Here is a 17,309-nt window from a genome sequence, read left to right on the forward strand (position 1 = left end):
AAATACCGCTCCTTCTTGGGAAGGTGCGGGTTCAATCAATGATCTTTGTTTTTTGCATGCAAGTGGTAGAAAATCTTGCGCTCACCTGTCAACTGGCGCTGCCCTAAGCAATGCGCCTGCTGGAGGTACTTTAGGAACATGTCAGGCGCTGCACGTCGATTTCAGGAGGGAAACGAAGGGTGTACAGGTCCCCCTGCCAAAACAACCCTTTCATCGTTTCCGTCATAACGCGAAGGAAGTGAAACGTAGTGGACCCTTCAATCTTATGAAAAGCGTCACTTCCTTCCTCAGAATTCATATAGAGCGCGAAGAGATGGCTCAGAACGCTCTTTGGAGAGATGTGCACCAGGTAGACCTGAACCTTGAGCATTGTCTCCTTTGCTGGGACATATACTCGTAATTCGGGGATTGCCCCAACGAGATCTCCACGGTAAAACACTCCTTGATGCTGCTGAGAGGACTCTGTGAAGAAGAACTCTGCTTCATGCTCAGGTGGCTTCTGGTAGGCGTTTGTCTGTTCTTGTTGGACACCAAGCGCTGCCAATAATTCTTCAAGATCCTTTTCCCAGGACGACATCGTCACCTCCTTCTAAGCAATACACACAATGAAGAAGGTTCCTGTATCAGGAACCTCTCTGATATGAAAAAGCGGGAGAAGCGACTCTCATCCATCGCCTACTCCTTCCTTCTTTCAACCGAAAAAATGCTCTGCACATTTTCTACGCAGAGCATTTTCATATATTTGCCGCTACAATCAACTATCACTGCAAAGCATGAGTAGTAGAGATATTGTCCACTATGCTTGCTATTTTGTGTCTTATCTCGTCTCCTCAGCCAGAGCACACCTGCAATGCACACCACCCTGGCCCCTCTCCTTCCGTCGCATGGTAGATGGCATATTCGTCAGAATCACCTCCTTCCACAGATACCTCCTGCAAGAACCCCTTGCTGTCCCACCAATAGGCAACGCTCACAGCAACAGGTATACCCAAACGAAGAGTTACTTGGCTCTCATTCATTTTCACTCCGATTCGTGTCATGTCTCACTGGTTAACATCGATAACCGTTCGCAACGTCTCCTCATCCATATTGGTCAACGATGTCGATACAGCAAGATAGGCAGTGTCGTGCTCGCCTTCAACTGCGAGCATGACCCCTTCTTCAAACAGCATGTGGAAATGTCGAAGAAGGGGTCATGCTCCTAGAGCATCCGACAGCAATAGATTTCTCGCAAGTGCCATCGCGTTCTGTGTAGAGACAGTTCTCCCTATCGCTACCAGAATATGTCGTACGCCCTTTTTGCTGTCTACCCACGTTGTGCTGTGCTATGATCCTTTCCTATACCCCGTCATCCAACTCAACGTTGTCATACCGTCCATCCCCAAAAACGCTTATGATCAGTTCAATCCAACAGGTAAGCGTGAGAACACTGATTGCCACAGTATGTTCTCGCGGTTCCCGCGGATCAAGACTGGAAATGAGCTGTTCTATATAGGCATACCACATAGGCAGATAGACCTCGTCCAGGAGTTCGGGAAGCATTCCCAGTTGACCCTGATAATAGGTCTCCAGGAAGGTGGAAAGCCGCGCACCTGGCCGCAATACAGCCACAATCTCCTTCGGCGGCCTCTGTTGCAGCCAATCGAGCACCCGAAGGGGATGCAAAAGATCCTCAGCAAAATACAGGGAAGGATCAAAAGATCCATCTGCTTTCGTTGAGGGAAGCCAGATGTGCCAGGCAAAGACCGTGTCTTCGGCCACAGTGATCTCGGACGCCTCGATCTCACAGGCACAGCGTAAGACGGGGGCATGCTGAAGGCGTGTGAGCAGCTCAGACGGCGTATATGCTTGCCCCGCAAGCCACATGCGATACCGGGGACCAAATGCCTCTAGCACTTCCAGGAATTGTCGTAGTGTTCTGCCTTCCGCATCGATCGTAGGTGGTTGATCCATGGCTGGCCTCCTTCAGTTCGTTCTTAATTGGAGAGCACCAGTTTTTCTGGCTATTCGGGAAAAAATTGCGGTTAGCTCATAAACACGCCATTTTTGTTCCTCATAAGACTCAATAGTCACACACGCAGGGAAGATGAAGATCAGTCATCTCTACTGCGTGTGCGTTCGACGACCTTGAAGCGCGAGAGATCCCAGGGTTGAGCATTCTGCATCAACTTGACGGAGGCATACCATTGGCTGTATGCCTCACTGTTATGGCAAAGGACAAGGACACTAGCATGACCATCAATCCAGGTGATTTCAACAAACAGTCCATTATCCTCCGTCCCAAAGGTCAGATCATATCCCTGCTCTTTGATAATCTGCTCGATCTCACTTGGAGACCGTTGGCCTACTTTCGTTCCTAACATGTTCTGATCATTTCTTTCTGTACTCGCTGGTACAGGTAACAGGTTGGAATGACTCCCATCACCAGACCAGTTGGCAGAGACGGTGGTAAGCTCGCTTCCCTTGCGCGTGGAAGGAGCATGGGCAGGATCTAGATGGCTGCGTCAACAAGAGGAAGTGAGCGGCTTGTCATGGGTCCGCATGGGACCAACTTCCGCGGGTCTCTGGTTTCCTCTTGGGGTGCAGTCCAGGTGTTAACCACAATTTTCCGAAGAACCCTCTTTTCTGTGGTAGCCCACCTTGCGGTCTCGACGAACAAGAATGAACTCCAGCAATCGATAATGGACCAGATGGAGACAAATCGCTGGCCAGTGGTGAGAGGAAGCATGCATACCTGCTTCCTCTCGATTCCCTCACACCAACGCTTCGTATCGAGACCATCTTGCACCGCTTTTTGTTCAGCCAGGGCCAGATCCAGTTCCTCAACATGCAACACCTCACCAAACACAACAAAGCATGCTGACATGCAGGAACCTCGTAGGCTTTTCCACGTGCAAGCGCGATAACCCCTCCAGTGGAAAAAGAAAGGCGGTCGCGTCCCACAATGAAGCGACCGCCCTGCGCATCAAATGCAAGCATATGTTCCCTTTCACGAGAGCATGAGATGAGGCAAAACTTTGGTGCCTCCTGCAAAAGCGAGCAAACATCTCTCCTACTAGGCTCACATCCAGAAGCGGCACGATGTACATTTCTCCTTTCCCATTGCTCCCCGTCCTCTCATAGCAACACTGCAAGCGCTTTTGCTTTCCCTCCTGCTTTTGGCAATACCTCCTATGCCCCGCGTGCATCTGCTATCCGCTCTGGAAGCGCAATGCCGAACCACTCTCCATACCGGACCCCGGCGGTAACTTCGCTCGCAGCAATCTGCCTCATTTTTGGTGGCGTCCTCTGATGTTGTGTGTCCCTTGCACAGACATTCCAGAGCCGCGCCACCAACGCAAAGTGCGCAACAGGATTTTCTTCCAGCCACTGACAGAAGGCATTGGCTCTCTCGATCAGTTCGCATGCCAAATGGTACTGTTGGCGGACCTCTTCCATCTCTTCCTTCGTCCACGAAAAATCCCGGCAGACATCTTCCATCGTTACGTTCAACCACACCGAGTCTGTGTTGTTCCGCAACATCTGCACGGTCAGTGCGAAGGAGGCCAGCGGTTCCCCCTGCGCCGCACAGCGCTGAAGGAGCAGCGCCTCGCTGACCGCATCCCGCGACACCGGGACCTCAAAGAGCTCCTCGCTGGCATATTCCCTATAGGTATTCAGCCACTCCTCATCAACGGCACCCAGCAGATACAACAGCAGCTTCCAGCCAAAGTCCAGTTCCTGATACTGCTCTTCCTCATACAGATCAAAGCCCATGGGTTCGATGGGGAGAAAGGCCGTCAGCTGCCTTTCTCCATAGATGTCATCTGGCAAGAAGTGAAGCGGCATGGGGAAGTAGTGCTGATTCACCAGGTGAAAGAAATGCACTTCGCGTGGGCTATAGTCGTGTCCCTGCTCCGGAAAGATGGACACCTGTTGCGCTTCATCATGCGCAAACTCTTCAGGAAAACATTCCTGGTAGAGCTGAAGCATTTCTGTGATCGAGAGGAGCAACGTCAGGAAATCAGTCGCATCCTGCATACTCAAGGGGATTTCTGCGTCTGGCGGCAGGGTCACGACGTACTCCTTCCCGCCTTGCTCGCCTGATAGCCCTCCCGCGCCATATGAAGCATGGGTACTGGAAGCTGCGGGGAAAGCTCCTCACGTCTCTCCCGCAGGCCCCGCCGACCGGTCACGAGGAATTTCTGGAGGCGAAACGTCGTAAGGACGACCCCCCTAGGACTCACCACCCGTGTTCGCATCATCCCATCATGGCGGAGCACCAGATTACGCGCGACCACCTCGGCCTCCCCCTCATCGACAAAGTGATTTGGGCTTTCCCACCCAGCCTCCATCAATTCCCACTCATCTTCGCGTAACAGCTCCACGGTCCAATGCACGCCATCCGACTGAAGCGTTGGCCTATGCATGCGCCACCCAGGCCGCGCATGAAACATACAGGTCTGTTGTGTCTCCTCTCTCCCAGCGATAGACGCGACCCCACCTACTGTTTTCCCCAGTGTTCGCAGGAGATAGTTGAGGCAATCTTCCTCGATCTCCTCCGGCGCATCAGCGTGTACCGCCAGCAGCACACAGGAATAGGGGAGAATGCCAGGTGATACACTCCCCTGAGCAAGGTCCTCAGCAGTCATTTCGACCACATCGCCGATGCTCATTTCCGCGTACCGTGCGATATCCTCTATCACCTGGTGTGCAAGAGATGGGATGCCATAGTAAGCTAGACCATAGTAGGCCAGGCATACGGGCTGTGTTTCCTTCATCGCTTTTTCTTTCTTCCTTTCGCAGTCGTGTGCCAGGACGTGACACGTCCTGGCGCAAAGGAGATGGCTAGTGAGCGGCCCCCATTGACATGAGCGTGTGGGTGCAGGTATACGACCCTTTCGCGCGCATCACGCCAACGGGCGCTTTCGTCATTCCCACCTCGAAGGTCAACTCCGGGGCAGGGATGACGCTGAGCACCTTCGAGAGGGTAGCCATATTAAAAATCAGCTCGTCCTGATCCTCGCCCACCACGGCTGCCGGGATGGTGGTGCAGTTCCCCCCGACATCTGCCGCCTCCGCCGTGATTGTCAGCTTTCCCGGCTCTACCCCTGGGCTGGCCTTGATCGTGATCCGGCCAGCATCGTAATCGGACTTCGCGAAGAGCGAGGTGAGTGCCACAATCTCGCGTAGATCCGCCGTCTTGACGGTAACGGTGGTTTGCGTCTGCTGCGGCAGCGTTGCTTTGTAATTAGGATAGTTGCCTGACGCGAGAATAGAGGAGAGGAGCATCCATTGCGTGCTAAAGATGACCTGACTACTTGTCAGCCGGATCTCGACATTTCCTTCTGTGGGGAGGATATTTGCCAACTTCGCGAGGGAACGTGCGGGGATTAGAATGTCGCAGGTCAGTTTACTTTCAGCCGGGAGCGGCAATGTGCGAAAGGCCAGTTTTCCATACCCATCTGCTGCCGCAAAGGTTATGAGCTGTGGCTCGATTTGCACCAGGATATTGCCAAAAACCTCGCGTGTCCCGGTCTCGTCCACGGCAATCGAGACTTCTTTGATGACCTCCTTGAGCAGTGCGGCCTTGAGGATGGTCGGATTGCTGTCCTGCTCCACGTCTGGCATACGAGGAAACTGTTCAGGATCAACGCCTCTGACATGAACGGGACCGCGAGCCCCATTGACCCTAACATCATAGGCGTTGTCTACTACAATCTCTATGATGCCCGACGACAATGCACCTATCAGGTCCGTGAACAATTTCGCAGGAACAGCGACTTCACCTGCTTCGAGCACCGTTGCCTCGACCCAGGCGGTAATGCCTATATTGAGATTGGTTGCATCCAGTCTGATGCGAGTGTCCTGAGCTGTTATGCGGATATTGGTTGCCATTGGAAACGCTCCTGCTCCTTGAGCAACAGCGTGGTTGACCACAAGCAGCATGCGGTTCAACCGTTCCTGCTCGCAGGTTATTTTCATATGTGCTCCTTTCTGAGCAACAAGGGGAGAGCAAAACACGCGTGGCGAAGGGATCTCACGCCACGCGTACGCACGGTGAAATTGAAGGAGAACTCTCTAGGAGGGAGCATTACGCCTCGTCTTCGTCATCCCACTCGTCTTCCCTGTTCTGCGCTTCGCTGCTCTCTACAGTGGTGAAGAACTGGGGAGGATATCCAAGTGCCTGGGACAATCCTTCGGGAGTAGTCTCCAACGAGCGCGTGGTGAATGAGGAGGAATCGGTGTAGGAAGCGAATGTCGTCAATCCTCCATAGATCAGCATTTCTACATAGCCATAGAGAAGCGACGCCATATGATTGTTGACGGTGCGCGACTGTTGCATTGTCCGCTCTGCCATGAGGACTAGTTCTTTGCAGGAAAGTCTCTGCGCCGCCTCTGCCTCTTCTTCCGGTTGTGGCAGCAGCAATTCGGGATGGACCAGTGACGGCGCAGGCAAGCGCAAGCAGAGCGGCCCTGCGAGCGCCCCGCACAGTTCATCCACCGTCGCGGTATTTCCGCAGAGCACCTGGCCGGAGTGCAGCGCATTGCCGCCATCGATCCACCAAAGCAGTGGAGGACGCTCGCGGCGTGTTCCAGCAGGAGACATAAGGCAATTCGCCATTTCCTGCCTGCCCAGGGCACTATCGACGCAGCCGACCAGAATCGTCAGTTCGTTCCAGCGCCGCGAAAGCAGCGAAGGAGAGAATGGGCCGACGTGGGCCGCAATCTCGTCCTCGTTCAAGCCAAAGGCGAACGCGAACCGGTTGGCGAGGAGTTGGGCCTTCGGATATCCAATTTCGGCTGGGCAAAAGTTCTGTCGCGCCCGAATATTGCTTTCCTCCACATAGTCATGATCCACGATGAGGAGCGAAGCCCGACGAGGCTCTTCGCCGTGAACGTGTTCCCAGGTCCGATTGAAGTCCCACACCAAACGAGCCAGGTGCCCCACCAGCCAGGAGCCAGTTCCCCCTGCACCGACCACGACGATCTGCATGCTTTTCGATTGGTACGCGACGACAGGACGAGGCGGTTGGGTCGCAAATCCAGGATAATTCATTGCGTCATCCACTCCTTCGCCACGCAATCCTCGACACCTGCTGGCAGCGCGAAGAAGGTGCGTGCAGGCACTTCCCATGAATAGCCATGGACACACACCCGTGTACGGATTTGTGGATGGGTATGGACCTGACCGATGACAAAGTAGACCTTAAAGCCCCCATTGACCAGTTCATCTCGATTATCAACCCGAGAGAAGTAGGCGTGCATATCATGGTGCGAGTGTCCCTCAAGTGTCGCCGTCTCATCCGCTTCGGACGAGGTAGTGGCTCGAACACTCGTCGCCGTCTGGATCTGTTCTGGTTCATGAATGCGCCATCCGTTTTCATAGGTGAGGTAGAACAACCGCTCAAGCATATGTCCATCTGTCTCATCCCGAGCAGCGCGCGCCTGGTCAAACAACTCCTGCACCACCTCTTCTCCAACGCGCGGATAACGCCAGATCACATATGGCGCAACATCTGCCAGACCAGGCAAGGCACAGGGAGCAGAAATGGGCATGAGAACCTCGATACCTGGGCAACCCGCAAGCAGAAAGACGCCTCCTCGCGCAATCACGTACTGGTAGATTCTTCCCGTATCTACAGTTGGGAGTTCTGGCTGCAAAAGAACGTGATGCGAAGGGGCAAATGGTAGAGGAATAGCTTCAACAGGATTGCCCTCAAGAAAAGGCAGGGGCGACAGCGGCAACAATCCCCGGATCTCGCACAAGACCAGGGGGAATGGAATGTGCATCCCAAAACAGCGCACAAAGCTGTAGATCCCGTCACCAGCAATCAGCAGATCAACCTCATCGCTGACGGTTACATGAGAAGCCCGGAGCAAGTGATAGGACATCTTACCTCCTCACGTGAAGCACACGACTCAGCAGCGTATCAAGCGTGAGCGCCTGGGTAGGATGCTCACGCGGGGCAATAGGCAAGAGGTCTTCAAGGGGGAACTCAGAGGCTTCTTGCGTGGCAAGGTCGGTCAACAGGTAGCGAATATCTCCCTGGTGCCGACGGGACTTACTACTTGCCAGATGGCCGTTAAAGGGGCTGCTGATAAACAACTGGAAGGCTTGAAGTATATGCGCTCCATCTGCTTCAGGCGGGCGGTTGGCTCCGAAGCAGATAGACCCATCGTTCCCCACATTGGAGAGCGGGGCATGGTAGAGCTTTGTCTGCGGCGCGATCTCCTCGTCTTTGGCTGCCCAAACCCAGTAATGGTGCCCACAGCCAGTAAACACCAGATGGGGTAAGGGAACCTCAGCCTGCTGGAGACCGAGATCATTGTCAATAATGGAGAGCTGGTAGTGAGCGGGAGGAAGAGAGACCGTTGTCCACCGTCTTCCTGCCGCGTCGATGCCAAATCGTAGTGTGCCAGGTGGAAGCCAACTGCTATCAAACGGCATCGGGTGAAAGGCCGCTCGGACGGCATCAGCGGGAAGGAGTTTACAATATTGCCTGTCGTCACGGTCGCGCCAGGAAAAGGCAAACATGTCGCTATTCAGAAACCACAGCGCGGCGCTGATCTTGATCAGACTGTTTTTAGGGATATTGAGGAGCTCAAGGACTTCCTCTGAGGTCAGCGCCTTTAATCCTGATCCCGCACTGACGCCATCATCTCCTCTTGCTTCTTCGTAAGCAGAATGCACTCGTTCCAAATGCGTATTACCTCCGTGAAATTGCACATAATATCGCCTTCAAGCCAATTGATAAACTGATCCGTTTTCTCTTTGAGAACGACGGCCTCTTCGTACTGCCTCGCCAACTCATCAATGGTGCTGATGCTCCAGTTCGCAGTAGTACATGGCGCTTCTGCGGTGGCATCCAACCAGACAGTGCCTGTATCGTGAGCGATCAGGTCAATGACGTGACGGAAAAATGCCAGTGGCTCACGTTCACGTTCACAGACGGTACGCAACGAGGTATCATCTACTTTCCCCTCTTCGAGGGGAAGAGCAAACAGCGTCTCTCGCTCATCAGAAAAGTGGAAGAATTCTACTTGGATTTCGCCGATCAGGTAATATATGAGCTGCCATCCCAGATCCAACTCCAAAAAGTCATCGCTGATGGTCAGGTCGATGCCGAACGGTTCGACGGGAATGGTGGTACAGCGATACTCCTCACGGGTATCCTCCAGCACCTCCCAGAGTGGCAGGGGGAAGAGATGTTCGTCGATAAGTTTGAGCAGGCGCACTTCATGCGGACTATACGCCTCTCCGAAGGGAGGAAACAGGGGAGCCTGACCCAGGCGCACTTGCTCCATCGACTCCGCGTAGGCGGTGGGGAAGTAGTGCCGATACACCATCAGGTAGTCTCCCAATGACTGTATCCGCTCAAGCAATCGCTTGGCATGATAGATGGTGAGCGGGAGCTGGCAGGCGTACAACATAGAACGCAGTTCAACGCGGCTCCCATTCATCACAGCACCCAGCGTGGCCAGGCGCTCCTGGCCACGCCTCCTTTCCACGCTCAAAACCCAAGCGGTGCGAAAGGACTAGGGACCGCTTTCGCCTCTCGCAACCGTCGGGCAATGTCGCCGATGATGTAGTTGCTCTTGTCCTCGTGCTCGAGTGTATCAATAATGCGCCGTTGATAGCCGACTAGTCGCTCCTGATTGAGTTGCTTGGTGAGCAGGAGCATTTGTAGTTCCCAGGCCAGGGCAATGATCTCGGGCAGGCGCTGCGGAAGCGCACAGAGCCTTTCAACAAGCGCATCGAACACGACGCCGCCCTTCGTCCCAAGCTGTGGCGTCACCCGAATGATGGTCTCCTTTGACCCATCTGGCTTGTCGTCCTCCGACCAGGTAAGCGTCGCGTTTGTGGCTGCGGGACTGACCTGGCTCAGCCAGCGCTTCAAGTTGCTATCGCGCTGCTTTTTCGCTTCTTCTTCCCCCTTCTCAGTGACGATCTGCGCGTCCAGGGTAATCAATTCTGAGGGGATTTCAAACTCTTGATTTTGCAATCGTACTCGTGCCATGCAGATGTTCCTTTCCTACTCAAACATGGAAATGGTGGCGTATTTTTGTTCAGGTTTTTTCTCGGCCTCTTTAACTGGGGAAGCCGTCTTGGCCGGCGTGGATGCCACAACGCCCGTTTTTTGGGCCGTCTTCGTGACTGTGGGTGTCGAGGGCGCGGTGGTCTGGGTCACCTTCGTGGGGGCCTGAGATGCTCTCGCCCGCCGCTTCGCCTCGTCTTCCAGCCGTTTCCGCTCTCGATCCGCCCAGGCCAGGAAGTAGGCCTGCATTGTCGCCACAATGGCTTGCTGAAGATGATCGAGAAACGCCTGCTCCGACAGTTCGGCGGTGCGGAATGTTTTGACCTGCACCGAGCCACCCTCTGGCAACTCGCGTGCAAACAGTGAGATGAGCGGTCCCTGTGGATGGCCATCGTCATGGTGGATGGTCGTACCAATAAAGAGGTCGTTGGTTCTTTTCAGCAGGTCTGGGACCGTCCAGGTGGGTGATGCCAGAGGAAGTGCATCCGTCGGCGCTGCTTGAGGATCTTCACGAGGTGGTTCCTCAGTCTCCCCAACAGGCGCAGGAGGGTGTTCTTCTGGGAATCCGTCGTCATAGTAATCGACAATGACGCCTTCATCATAGATAGGCTGTCGCGCCATAAGCTCCTCCGTTCATGATATACAAAAGCCCGCCTGACGCTCTAAGCCAGGTGGGCGACATTCGATAGGTAGATGAAAGAGGCAAGCCGCGTCTGTGAGGTCGAGCCAGAGCGAGGCGCCACACGTGTGCCTTTGTTGGAAAGGTACGCCCATACCCCTACTCCAATGCTTGGAGACGGTGTTCCGCTTCTGGGGAAAGCACAAAATCGTGCCGATGCAGGAATGCGCGCAGGGGGCCAGCGGCGTTTCGTCTGGCCGCAATAATCCAGTGAAACCCACCTGTATAGGAGAAGGAACGGCAGGGAATCGCTTTGACCTCTGCATTCAGCACACGGTCGGGGAAGTACAATGCAAAGGAATCGGACTCCTGCTCATACACCACCCGGCAATTGGACTGGGCGCATGCTCGCACTCCAGATCCAAGTCGAAAGTGATGCTGCTCGGCCCAGGTGAGTAGGATATTTCCTGCCCCATGATAGGTGCGATAACGAAAACAGAGTGTTCCCTTTGCACCTATCGGCTCTTTATGAAGGGCAGTGCCTGAGAGCGTGCGAAAGCTCTCGACCAGCCTCCAATCGTCGTGAGGAAAGACGACGAAAAAGCCAGTCCCATCAGTATGCAGCGCAATCTGACGATCCTCTCCCGTATAGAGAGGTGGTTCAGGAAGCGCACTGCAATCAATCTGCAGCGCTCCTAATTGGCGATGATACTTTTTCGTCCAGCACCATGCACGGTGAAAAGCGCTAAGCGGCCATGCGTCGAGCGGAAGAAAGGCATAGAGGTGCCCAGCTCGCGTATCCGCCCCATCAAACCCCTGATCGTCACGGGCAGCGGCTCCATCACAGACCCCAGCCAGTGCTTCTACAGCCTGCTTCAATACAAGGTAGTGCCTGCGATCAAATGGATCTTCTGCTACCTCCATCGTTTTTTCTCCTTTTCGAGACATTCGCTGCATATGCAATTACCGTCCCCACCCGATCACCACGATCAACAAGAACCAGAGGTAGAGCGTCGGGAGGTGCCAGATCCCCCTGATCACCCAAGAGGTCCACGAGCGCGTTGCATGCGCCTTTGGGAAGGGCACGAGAAACGCCGCAAGCAAGAGCAAGGAGCGCACAACAATGAGCAAGAGCGCGCTATAAGCCAGGCCATGTGGTTCAATGGGCACAGCACAAGCCCAGATCACATAGGCGGGTTCGATGAAGTAGAGGTGGGCGATCTCCCACATGCCCACAAGACTTGTCGCACAGCCACGCGGCAACCCAAACTCATTCTTTTGCTGAAGATATTCGGCGTACGCTTCAGGACTCATCGTTGCCTTCCGTTCGCTTAATTGCTGAGCGGGGCTGTGCACTACAAAAAACAAGCCAGCCAGCGCACAGTAGAAGAGCAGAATCGTTTGCCACACCGTCATGGAGAATCCTCCTTCACAAAACAGATCAGCCAGATCTCTGTGGATCTGGCTGATCGAAACAGTAAAACCTAGTATTTCCGCCGCCTTTTGGGCTTGTGCCCGTACTGCTGTCTGAGCGCTGCCCAATCGTCAGGGGCGGCCGTTGTTACTACAATCGGCTCGTGCCAGGGATTATTGTTGAGGACATAGTGCTGGATTTCCTGGGCCACCTGCCGGGCCGTTTGCGTGGGCACTGGCATCTCATCTACCGCAATGACCGTCTTGCCCAGCTCGCCATCCGGATGACGTGGGGGAAGCACGGCTTTTGCTGTACTGGGAGTGCTGGATCGCTCTGTCAGCAACGCGGCAGGGACCGCCTCCAGTAACGTCTGCCGCACCTCGGCCAGGTGCTTGAACTCTTCCTCGCTTTTGGCCTTGGCGGCAACGTGAATGTAGTCATCCAACTGTTGTTTTCGTGCCCTTGCGTTTTCCCACGCCTGCAGGTCTGGAAAGACGCGGCGTGCTTCCGCTTCAAACGCCTGCGCCTTCTCTTGCCTGTTGGCAAGCATTCTGGCCTGTTCTTCTATCTTCGTCGGCAGGTTCTGCAAGAACTGCTCTATTTTCCAGGCAAACCGCCACTGGTTTTCTGGCTCTAGCCATTCGGCAAAGCAGGGCACCTCACACCCCTGTTCGGGGTCGAGCAGCGCAAAGACATACGGCGCGTTCAAAAGCAGGTTGACCTTAAAGAAGATGGGCACGCCCCGATACGAGCCAAGAGGCTGGCAAGGCGTCTTCTTCCCAACGGCGGAGAGGACCGCCTGGCCGAGGTACTCCGTCCGCTCCTCTTTCTTTTCCAGCCGCGCGCCTCCTGGTGTCACGAACGGTGCATCCGAGAGCAGACGCTCGATCTGCTCGTACCGTTTGAGCGCCGATGCATATCGCTCGGCCTCGCGGAAGAGGAAATGGGCTTCTTGGTGATCGCGCTGACGTGCTCGCTCATAGGAGGCATGGAGTTGGGCATACGCCTCGATGGAGAGGGAGAGATTCGCATGCTCCAACAGCAACACATCCCCGGTCGCCGCCGCTTTTACTTGCCCATACGTCAGTTCGGAATCCTCGTTGTAGGCGATCTCTCGCTCGCTGAACGCTCCGCTACGGAGTTGGTTAAAGGGGCGGGCTTTGTTGGCGAGGATTTGCCAGGAGTAGGCGTCAAAGGTGCGTCGCTGGACGTAGTAGAAAATCTCCACCACCGGATAGAGGTTGCCGGGCCGCTGGCATCGCCCTTCGCGTTGCTCTACTTCATCAGGCCGCCAGGGGGCATCGCAGTGATGCACCGCCGCGCACCGCGTCTGAATGTTGGTCCCGGTCCCCAACTTTTTGGTCGAACCCAGCAGGATCGCCACCTGCCCGGTCCGACACTGCTCAAAGAGCGCTTCTTTGGCCGCCGCATTGTCCCCTGCCTCATGCACATAGCGAATACCTGCGGCCGGGATGCCCTTCTCCACCAGCAGCCGTTTGATCTCGCCGTAGACCTGCTCCCCTTTCTCCGCATGGGGGGTTCCCATATCACAAAAGCCAATCTGTAGACTCTTGTAGGGGCCAGGCAGATAGGACGCATGCTCCTGCCAGCGGTGGTACACCTTCGCCATCTGGGTGGCAATGGCGTCCAATTTGGCCGGGTACGCCTCCGGTTTACCATGCAAGCCGAGCCACAGCGCAGCCATGCGCCCATCACCCGTGACCCAGAGCATATTGTCTCGTTTGCCGTGGATGCGCATGGGGTTGCCAAGATGGAGCCGCTCACTGCGTTCCACCAGGCCGCTGACAAACTCCGACACTTCCTCAGTCGGCTCCACGGCAATGGTGTGTTCCAAGCGATCCGGGCGCTTGTCAGCCAGGATCTCTGGGGACCGCAGATCCACGACGCTAGCAAACAGGTGCAGAAATTCGGGGAGATTGATAAAGGCGCGGGGCCGTTCATAGGAGCGGAAGCCTGCTCCCGTGGGAGTCACCTCAACCTTTTCCTCCGTCTCAATGAACATGGAGGCAAAATCATCGAGATGAAACAGTTCATAGGCCTCAAGCAGGGGACGGTCCAGATACCAGAGCATCACAAACGCCTCCACCATCGAATTACTGATGGGGGTGGCGGTAAAGAAGCTGGTAAAAGGACGCCTGCCATTGTGCTGCTCCAGCCAGCGCAGCTTCATCAAGAGATCCTGTGACCGCTTGGCGGCCTTGACCTGGAGCTTCTCTTGATTCGTTGGCAAGCCAAGATTTTTGAATTGGTGCGCCTCGTCTACGATAATGTACGAAATGCCTAATTGCTCAAACGTCAGGCCCGCGTCATGAGGAAGATCGAGGAGGGCGTTCAAGCGTTCGCGCATCCGCTGGATTTGCTTTTCCAGCTGCTTGATCCGGCGCTTCTCCGCTCTATTCCGACTCGTCGGAGCAATCGCGCAGAGCACCTGTTGATATTCTCGAATCTGCTGCCGAATATGCTCTCTCTTCGTCTCCGGGTGGACATTAATCGCTTCAAAGGCGGAATGGGTCATGATCACCAGATCGTAATCACCGGTGGCGATCCGTGCCATAAACAGGCGGCGTTTGTCGCGTGCGAGATCTTCGCGCGCGATCATCAGAATGTTTGCCCCGGGATACAGCTGCTTGGCTTCCGCCGCAATTTGCTCCAAGAGATGATTGGGCACCAGGATCGCGGCTTTCTGAATGAGTTGCATGCGCCGCAGCGTCAGAGCGCCAGCCACTTCGATCTTCGTCTTGCCCGCCCCAACCGGGTAGGCGCACAAGCCGGACCGGCTATTGATCATGCGCGCCAGGAAATCGCGCTGCCAACTATACAGATTCTGCTGCCAGGCCCCATTCATCCCTGGAAAGCTCAGATGCTCGCCATGAAAGCTCGTTGGGACGACACCATTGTAGAGCTTGTTATAGAGGGCCGAAAGTTCTTGTGTCCGTGCGTAATCCTCCCACACCCATGCCGGAAAGCGTGCCTGAATTTCTTTCCGTTTTTGCTGCGCCAGCCGAGTTTCCTGCACGTTCACGACTACCTTGCCATCGTGGGTGTCTTCCACCTGAGTGGGACGATGGTTGAGGATCTGCTCCACGAGGTGAAACGCATGGACGCGTTGCGTGCCCCAGGTACTGGTAGCCAGGGCGGAATAGGACACCCCCAAAGGGGCCGAGACAAACCAGGCTCCCGAGGCGCGGTCGTGGACAATTTCAGGCTTGAGTTTGAACGTCTCTTCACAGAATTGGACGAGGTACTTAGCAGGAATCCAGGGAGCGCCGAGGAGCACCTTGATGTGTTCAGGCGGGATCGGGGTGGGTTGGACCCGTTCCAATGCTTCCACATTGCGTTGCCATTTGCTCTCCGTGCGCAGCGCCCGGCGGGCCACCTCTAGCTTGTGGCGAACATTGCCGGAGAGATAGATGGGGGCAATCTGCCACAGTTGTGTTTCTGGATCTTCATAGACCAGCTCCCCGAGATACGAGGCGACGGCATCGAGCGGTTGCCCGGTGGCTCGTGCGATGAAGGCGAAATCGACTCGACCAAAGCGATCCAGGGAGAGGGCGAGCGCTTCCTCTCTGGACTCGGCTGTCTCTTTGTACACCGCAGGACAGTTGATGCGACGAAAGAAGATGGCGGCCTTTTGCGCTTGCTTGGTTGCCTCATCATAGCTTTCCTCCAGGCTCAAAAGCAGCGGGCACTGCTCATCAGTCTTGAACGCAGCAATCGCGGGCGGCAAGATGCGTCGTGGCTGCTCTTCTCCTGTCTCTTTGTCTCGCCACCAGGAGAGCGTGGAGCGACGAATGGGACCATACTGTTCCACATACGCGTCATAGCAGCGATTCAACTCCGTGCGCAGGGGAAGCAGATCCTCATCTGTGTTGTGGTAGTCCCCTTCGGCCTCGACCAGGGCCAGCGCCCGATCCCGCAAGACCACCAGCGCTGTCAGTTCGTCCACCTGCTTGGTCACGACTTTGGGCTGCCCGTCGCTGATCTGCACCAGGCCGTTCTCCTCCAGCAGGTAAAAGCATCCTTCTTTGCGGCCATCCTCACGGATCACCTGCCAATGTGCGTCGAGCAGCGTGCGGTCAAAGCGCGGCACATAGCTACTCTGATGCGCCTGGGCATCCTGGACAATGCGCCCGATCGCCTGTTCGAGCGCCGCCTCCAGGTCGTCTGGGGCATGCACCAGCAATTCATGCTCATGATAGAGACCTCGCCCCACCGAGGCGATACCGAGCATCTGCTCAGGGTGCTGGGCGAAATAGGCATTGATGGGGACAGTTCCGCCCTCGAAGCGCTGCTCCTTGACCTCTTTCCAAGCATGTCCTGGCCAGGGAAGGGCTGCCGAGCGCCGTTGCAACACCAGCAAATCGGTTACCACTCCCGTTTTTGCCCACTGATGGCTCACCCCTGGCAAGCGAATGGCTCCCAGCAGTTTGCCGAGGGTTGCCAGCTGGTCACGGGCCATACTCTCTTTGGCATCCAGTGTGTAGCGCGACGTGATGAGCAGCACCAGACTTCCTGGACGAGCGGCCTGAAGCGCCCGATAGATGCAATAGTTATGCAACCGCAACCGGCCTTGAAATGGGAGCGTGCGATCATAGATGGGAACATCGGCAAACGGCACATTGCCAACCACCAGGTCAAAGGCCTCCTCAACCAGAGCCGTCTCTTGCAAAGGTGCCGCGATGATCTGGGCCTGGGGATACAGCAAATCGGCAATCGAGGCACTAAAGGGTTCCTGTTCAATGCCCACCACTTGTAAAGGAAGATCGGCGGGAGCTGCCGAGAGGATCTGCCCAGTTCCACATCCTGGTTCGAGGACGCTCCCGCCAGAGAAGCCAAGGCACGTTGCTAGTCGCCAGATAGCCCAACTGAGGAGCGGGGCAGTAAAAAAACTGGTGGGGGTAGCAGCGCTGGCCGCTGCATAGCCGTCGGGTCCCAGCAACATGCGAATTTGCGCCCCCACCCGTTGCCAGTGCTCACTGCTTGGCTCCACCTCAAATGCTGGCGCATACGCTCCCCACCCAGGCCAACTCGCAATTACGTGTTGTTCCTGCTCGGTGAGCGGACGGTAGACCTCTTTGAGCATCTGAACCGTTTCAATGAGGCTAATGATGGAAGGTAGCTTCTGACTGCGGAGAGCAGGGTCGTGATGCGTTAACGTCTCAGTCGTCATACACATCGAACCTTTCTGTGCTGACAACAGCAAAGCCCAGGCCTCCCCTTACATAAGGGGAGGCCT

15 protein-coding genes are annotated in these 17,309 nt (G+C 55.5%); all 15 read right to left on the bottom strand.

Features of this window, described 5'->3' with window-relative positions; translation table 11 throughout:
* Window positions 1–130: 130 nt before the first annotated feature.
* Complete coding sequence (locus K3T83_RS53190) at window positions 131–577, bottom strand: hypothetical protein (protein WP_220211258.1); 447 nt, start codon at window positions 575–577, stop codon at window positions 131–133.
* A 761-nt stretch (window positions 578–1,338) separates the two neighbouring features.
* Window positions 1,339–1,953, bottom strand: coding sequence for a hypothetical protein (locus tag K3T83_RS53195; protein ID WP_220211259.1), 615 nt, complete (start codon window positions 1,951–1,953; stop codon window positions 1,339–1,341).
* A gap of 140 nt (window positions 1,954–2,093) precedes the next feature.
* Window positions 2,094–2,363 carry a hypothetical protein gene (locus K3T83_RS53200; RefSeq protein ID WP_220211260.1) on the bottom strand — a complete coding sequence of 90 codons (270 nt, stop codon included), beginning with the start codon at window positions 2,361–2,363 and terminating at the stop codon, window positions 2,094–2,096.
* 808 nt (window positions 2,364–3,171) lie between these two features.
* Complete coding sequence (locus K3T83_RS53205) at window positions 3,172–4,056, bottom strand: hypothetical protein (RefSeq protein ID WP_220211261.1); 885 nt, start codon at window positions 4,054–4,056, stop codon at window positions 3,172–3,174.
* The gene (locus tag K3T83_RS53210) at window positions 4,053–4,760 is read right to left on the bottom strand and encodes a hypothetical protein (RefSeq protein WP_220211262.1); all 708 of its coding nucleotides are present in this window, start codon (window positions 4,758–4,760) and stop codon (window positions 4,053–4,055) included. Before K3T83_RS53210 ends, K3T83_RS53205 begins: the two co-directional genes overlap by 4 nt.
* 67 nt (window positions 4,761–4,827) lie before the next feature.
* Window positions 4,828–5,964 carry a DNA polymerase III subunit beta gene (dnaN, locus tag K3T83_RS53215; protein ID WP_220211263.1) on the bottom strand — a complete coding sequence of 379 codons (1,137 nt, stop codon included), beginning with the start codon at window positions 5,962–5,964 and terminating at the stop codon, window positions 4,828–4,830.
* 109 nt (window positions 5,965–6,073) lie between these two features.
* Window positions 6,074–7,039 (bottom strand): ThiF family adenylyltransferase, encoded by a 966-nt coding sequence (locus K3T83_RS53220; protein ID WP_220211264.1) that lies wholly within the window; start codon window positions 7,037–7,039, stop codon window positions 6,074–6,076.
* Window positions 7,036–7,875, bottom strand: a complete 840-nt coding sequence (locus tag K3T83_RS53225; RefSeq protein ID WP_220211265.1) for a hypothetical protein — start codon at window positions 7,873–7,875, stop codon at window positions 7,036–7,038. The genes K3T83_RS53220 and K3T83_RS53225 overlap by 4 nt, the downstream gene beginning before the upstream one ends.
* Window position 7,876: 1 nt before the next feature.
* Window positions 7,877–8,674: a prokaryotic E2 ligase family D protein gene (locus tag K3T83_RS53230; RefSeq protein WP_236065353.1), complete on the bottom strand. Its 798-nt coding sequence runs from the start codon at window positions 8,672–8,674 to the stop codon at window positions 7,877–7,879.
* A complete protein-coding gene (locus K3T83_RS53235; RefSeq protein ID WP_220211267.1) occupies window positions 8,614–9,492 on the bottom strand; it encodes a hypothetical protein in 879 nt (292 codons plus the stop codon). Before K3T83_RS53235 ends, K3T83_RS53230 begins: the two co-directional genes overlap by 61 nt.
* Before the next feature lie 2 nt (window positions 9,493–9,494).
* Window positions 9,495–10,001 carry a hypothetical protein gene (locus K3T83_RS53240; RefSeq protein WP_220211268.1) on the bottom strand — a complete coding sequence of 169 codons (507 nt, stop codon included), beginning with the start codon at window positions 9,999–10,001 and terminating at the stop codon, window positions 9,495–9,497.
* A gap of 15 nt (window positions 10,002–10,016) precedes the next feature.
* Complete coding sequence (locus tag K3T83_RS53245) at window positions 10,017–10,640, bottom strand: hypothetical protein (protein WP_220211269.1); 624 nt, start codon at window positions 10,638–10,640, stop codon at window positions 10,017–10,019.
* Between the two features lie 157 nt (window positions 10,641–10,797).
* Window positions 10,798–11,562: a hypothetical protein gene (locus K3T83_RS53250; RefSeq protein WP_220211270.1), complete on the bottom strand. Its 765-nt coding sequence runs from the start codon at window positions 11,560–11,562 to the stop codon at window positions 10,798–10,800.
* A 39-nt stretch (window positions 11,563–11,601) separates the two neighbouring features.
* Window positions 11,602–12,054, bottom strand: coding sequence for a hypothetical protein (locus tag K3T83_RS53255; RefSeq protein ID WP_220211271.1), 453 nt, complete (start codon window positions 12,052–12,054; stop codon window positions 11,602–11,604).
* 68 nt (window positions 12,055–12,122) lie between these two features.
* The gene (locus tag K3T83_RS53260) at window positions 12,123–17,243 is read right to left on the bottom strand and encodes a helicase-like domain-containing protein (protein ID WP_220211272.1); all 5,121 of its coding nucleotides are present in this window, start codon (window positions 17,241–17,243) and stop codon (window positions 12,123–12,125) included.
* Between the last annotated feature and the right edge of the window lie 66 nt (window positions 17,244–17,309).

The organism is Reticulibacter mediterranei (assembly GCF_016587455.1).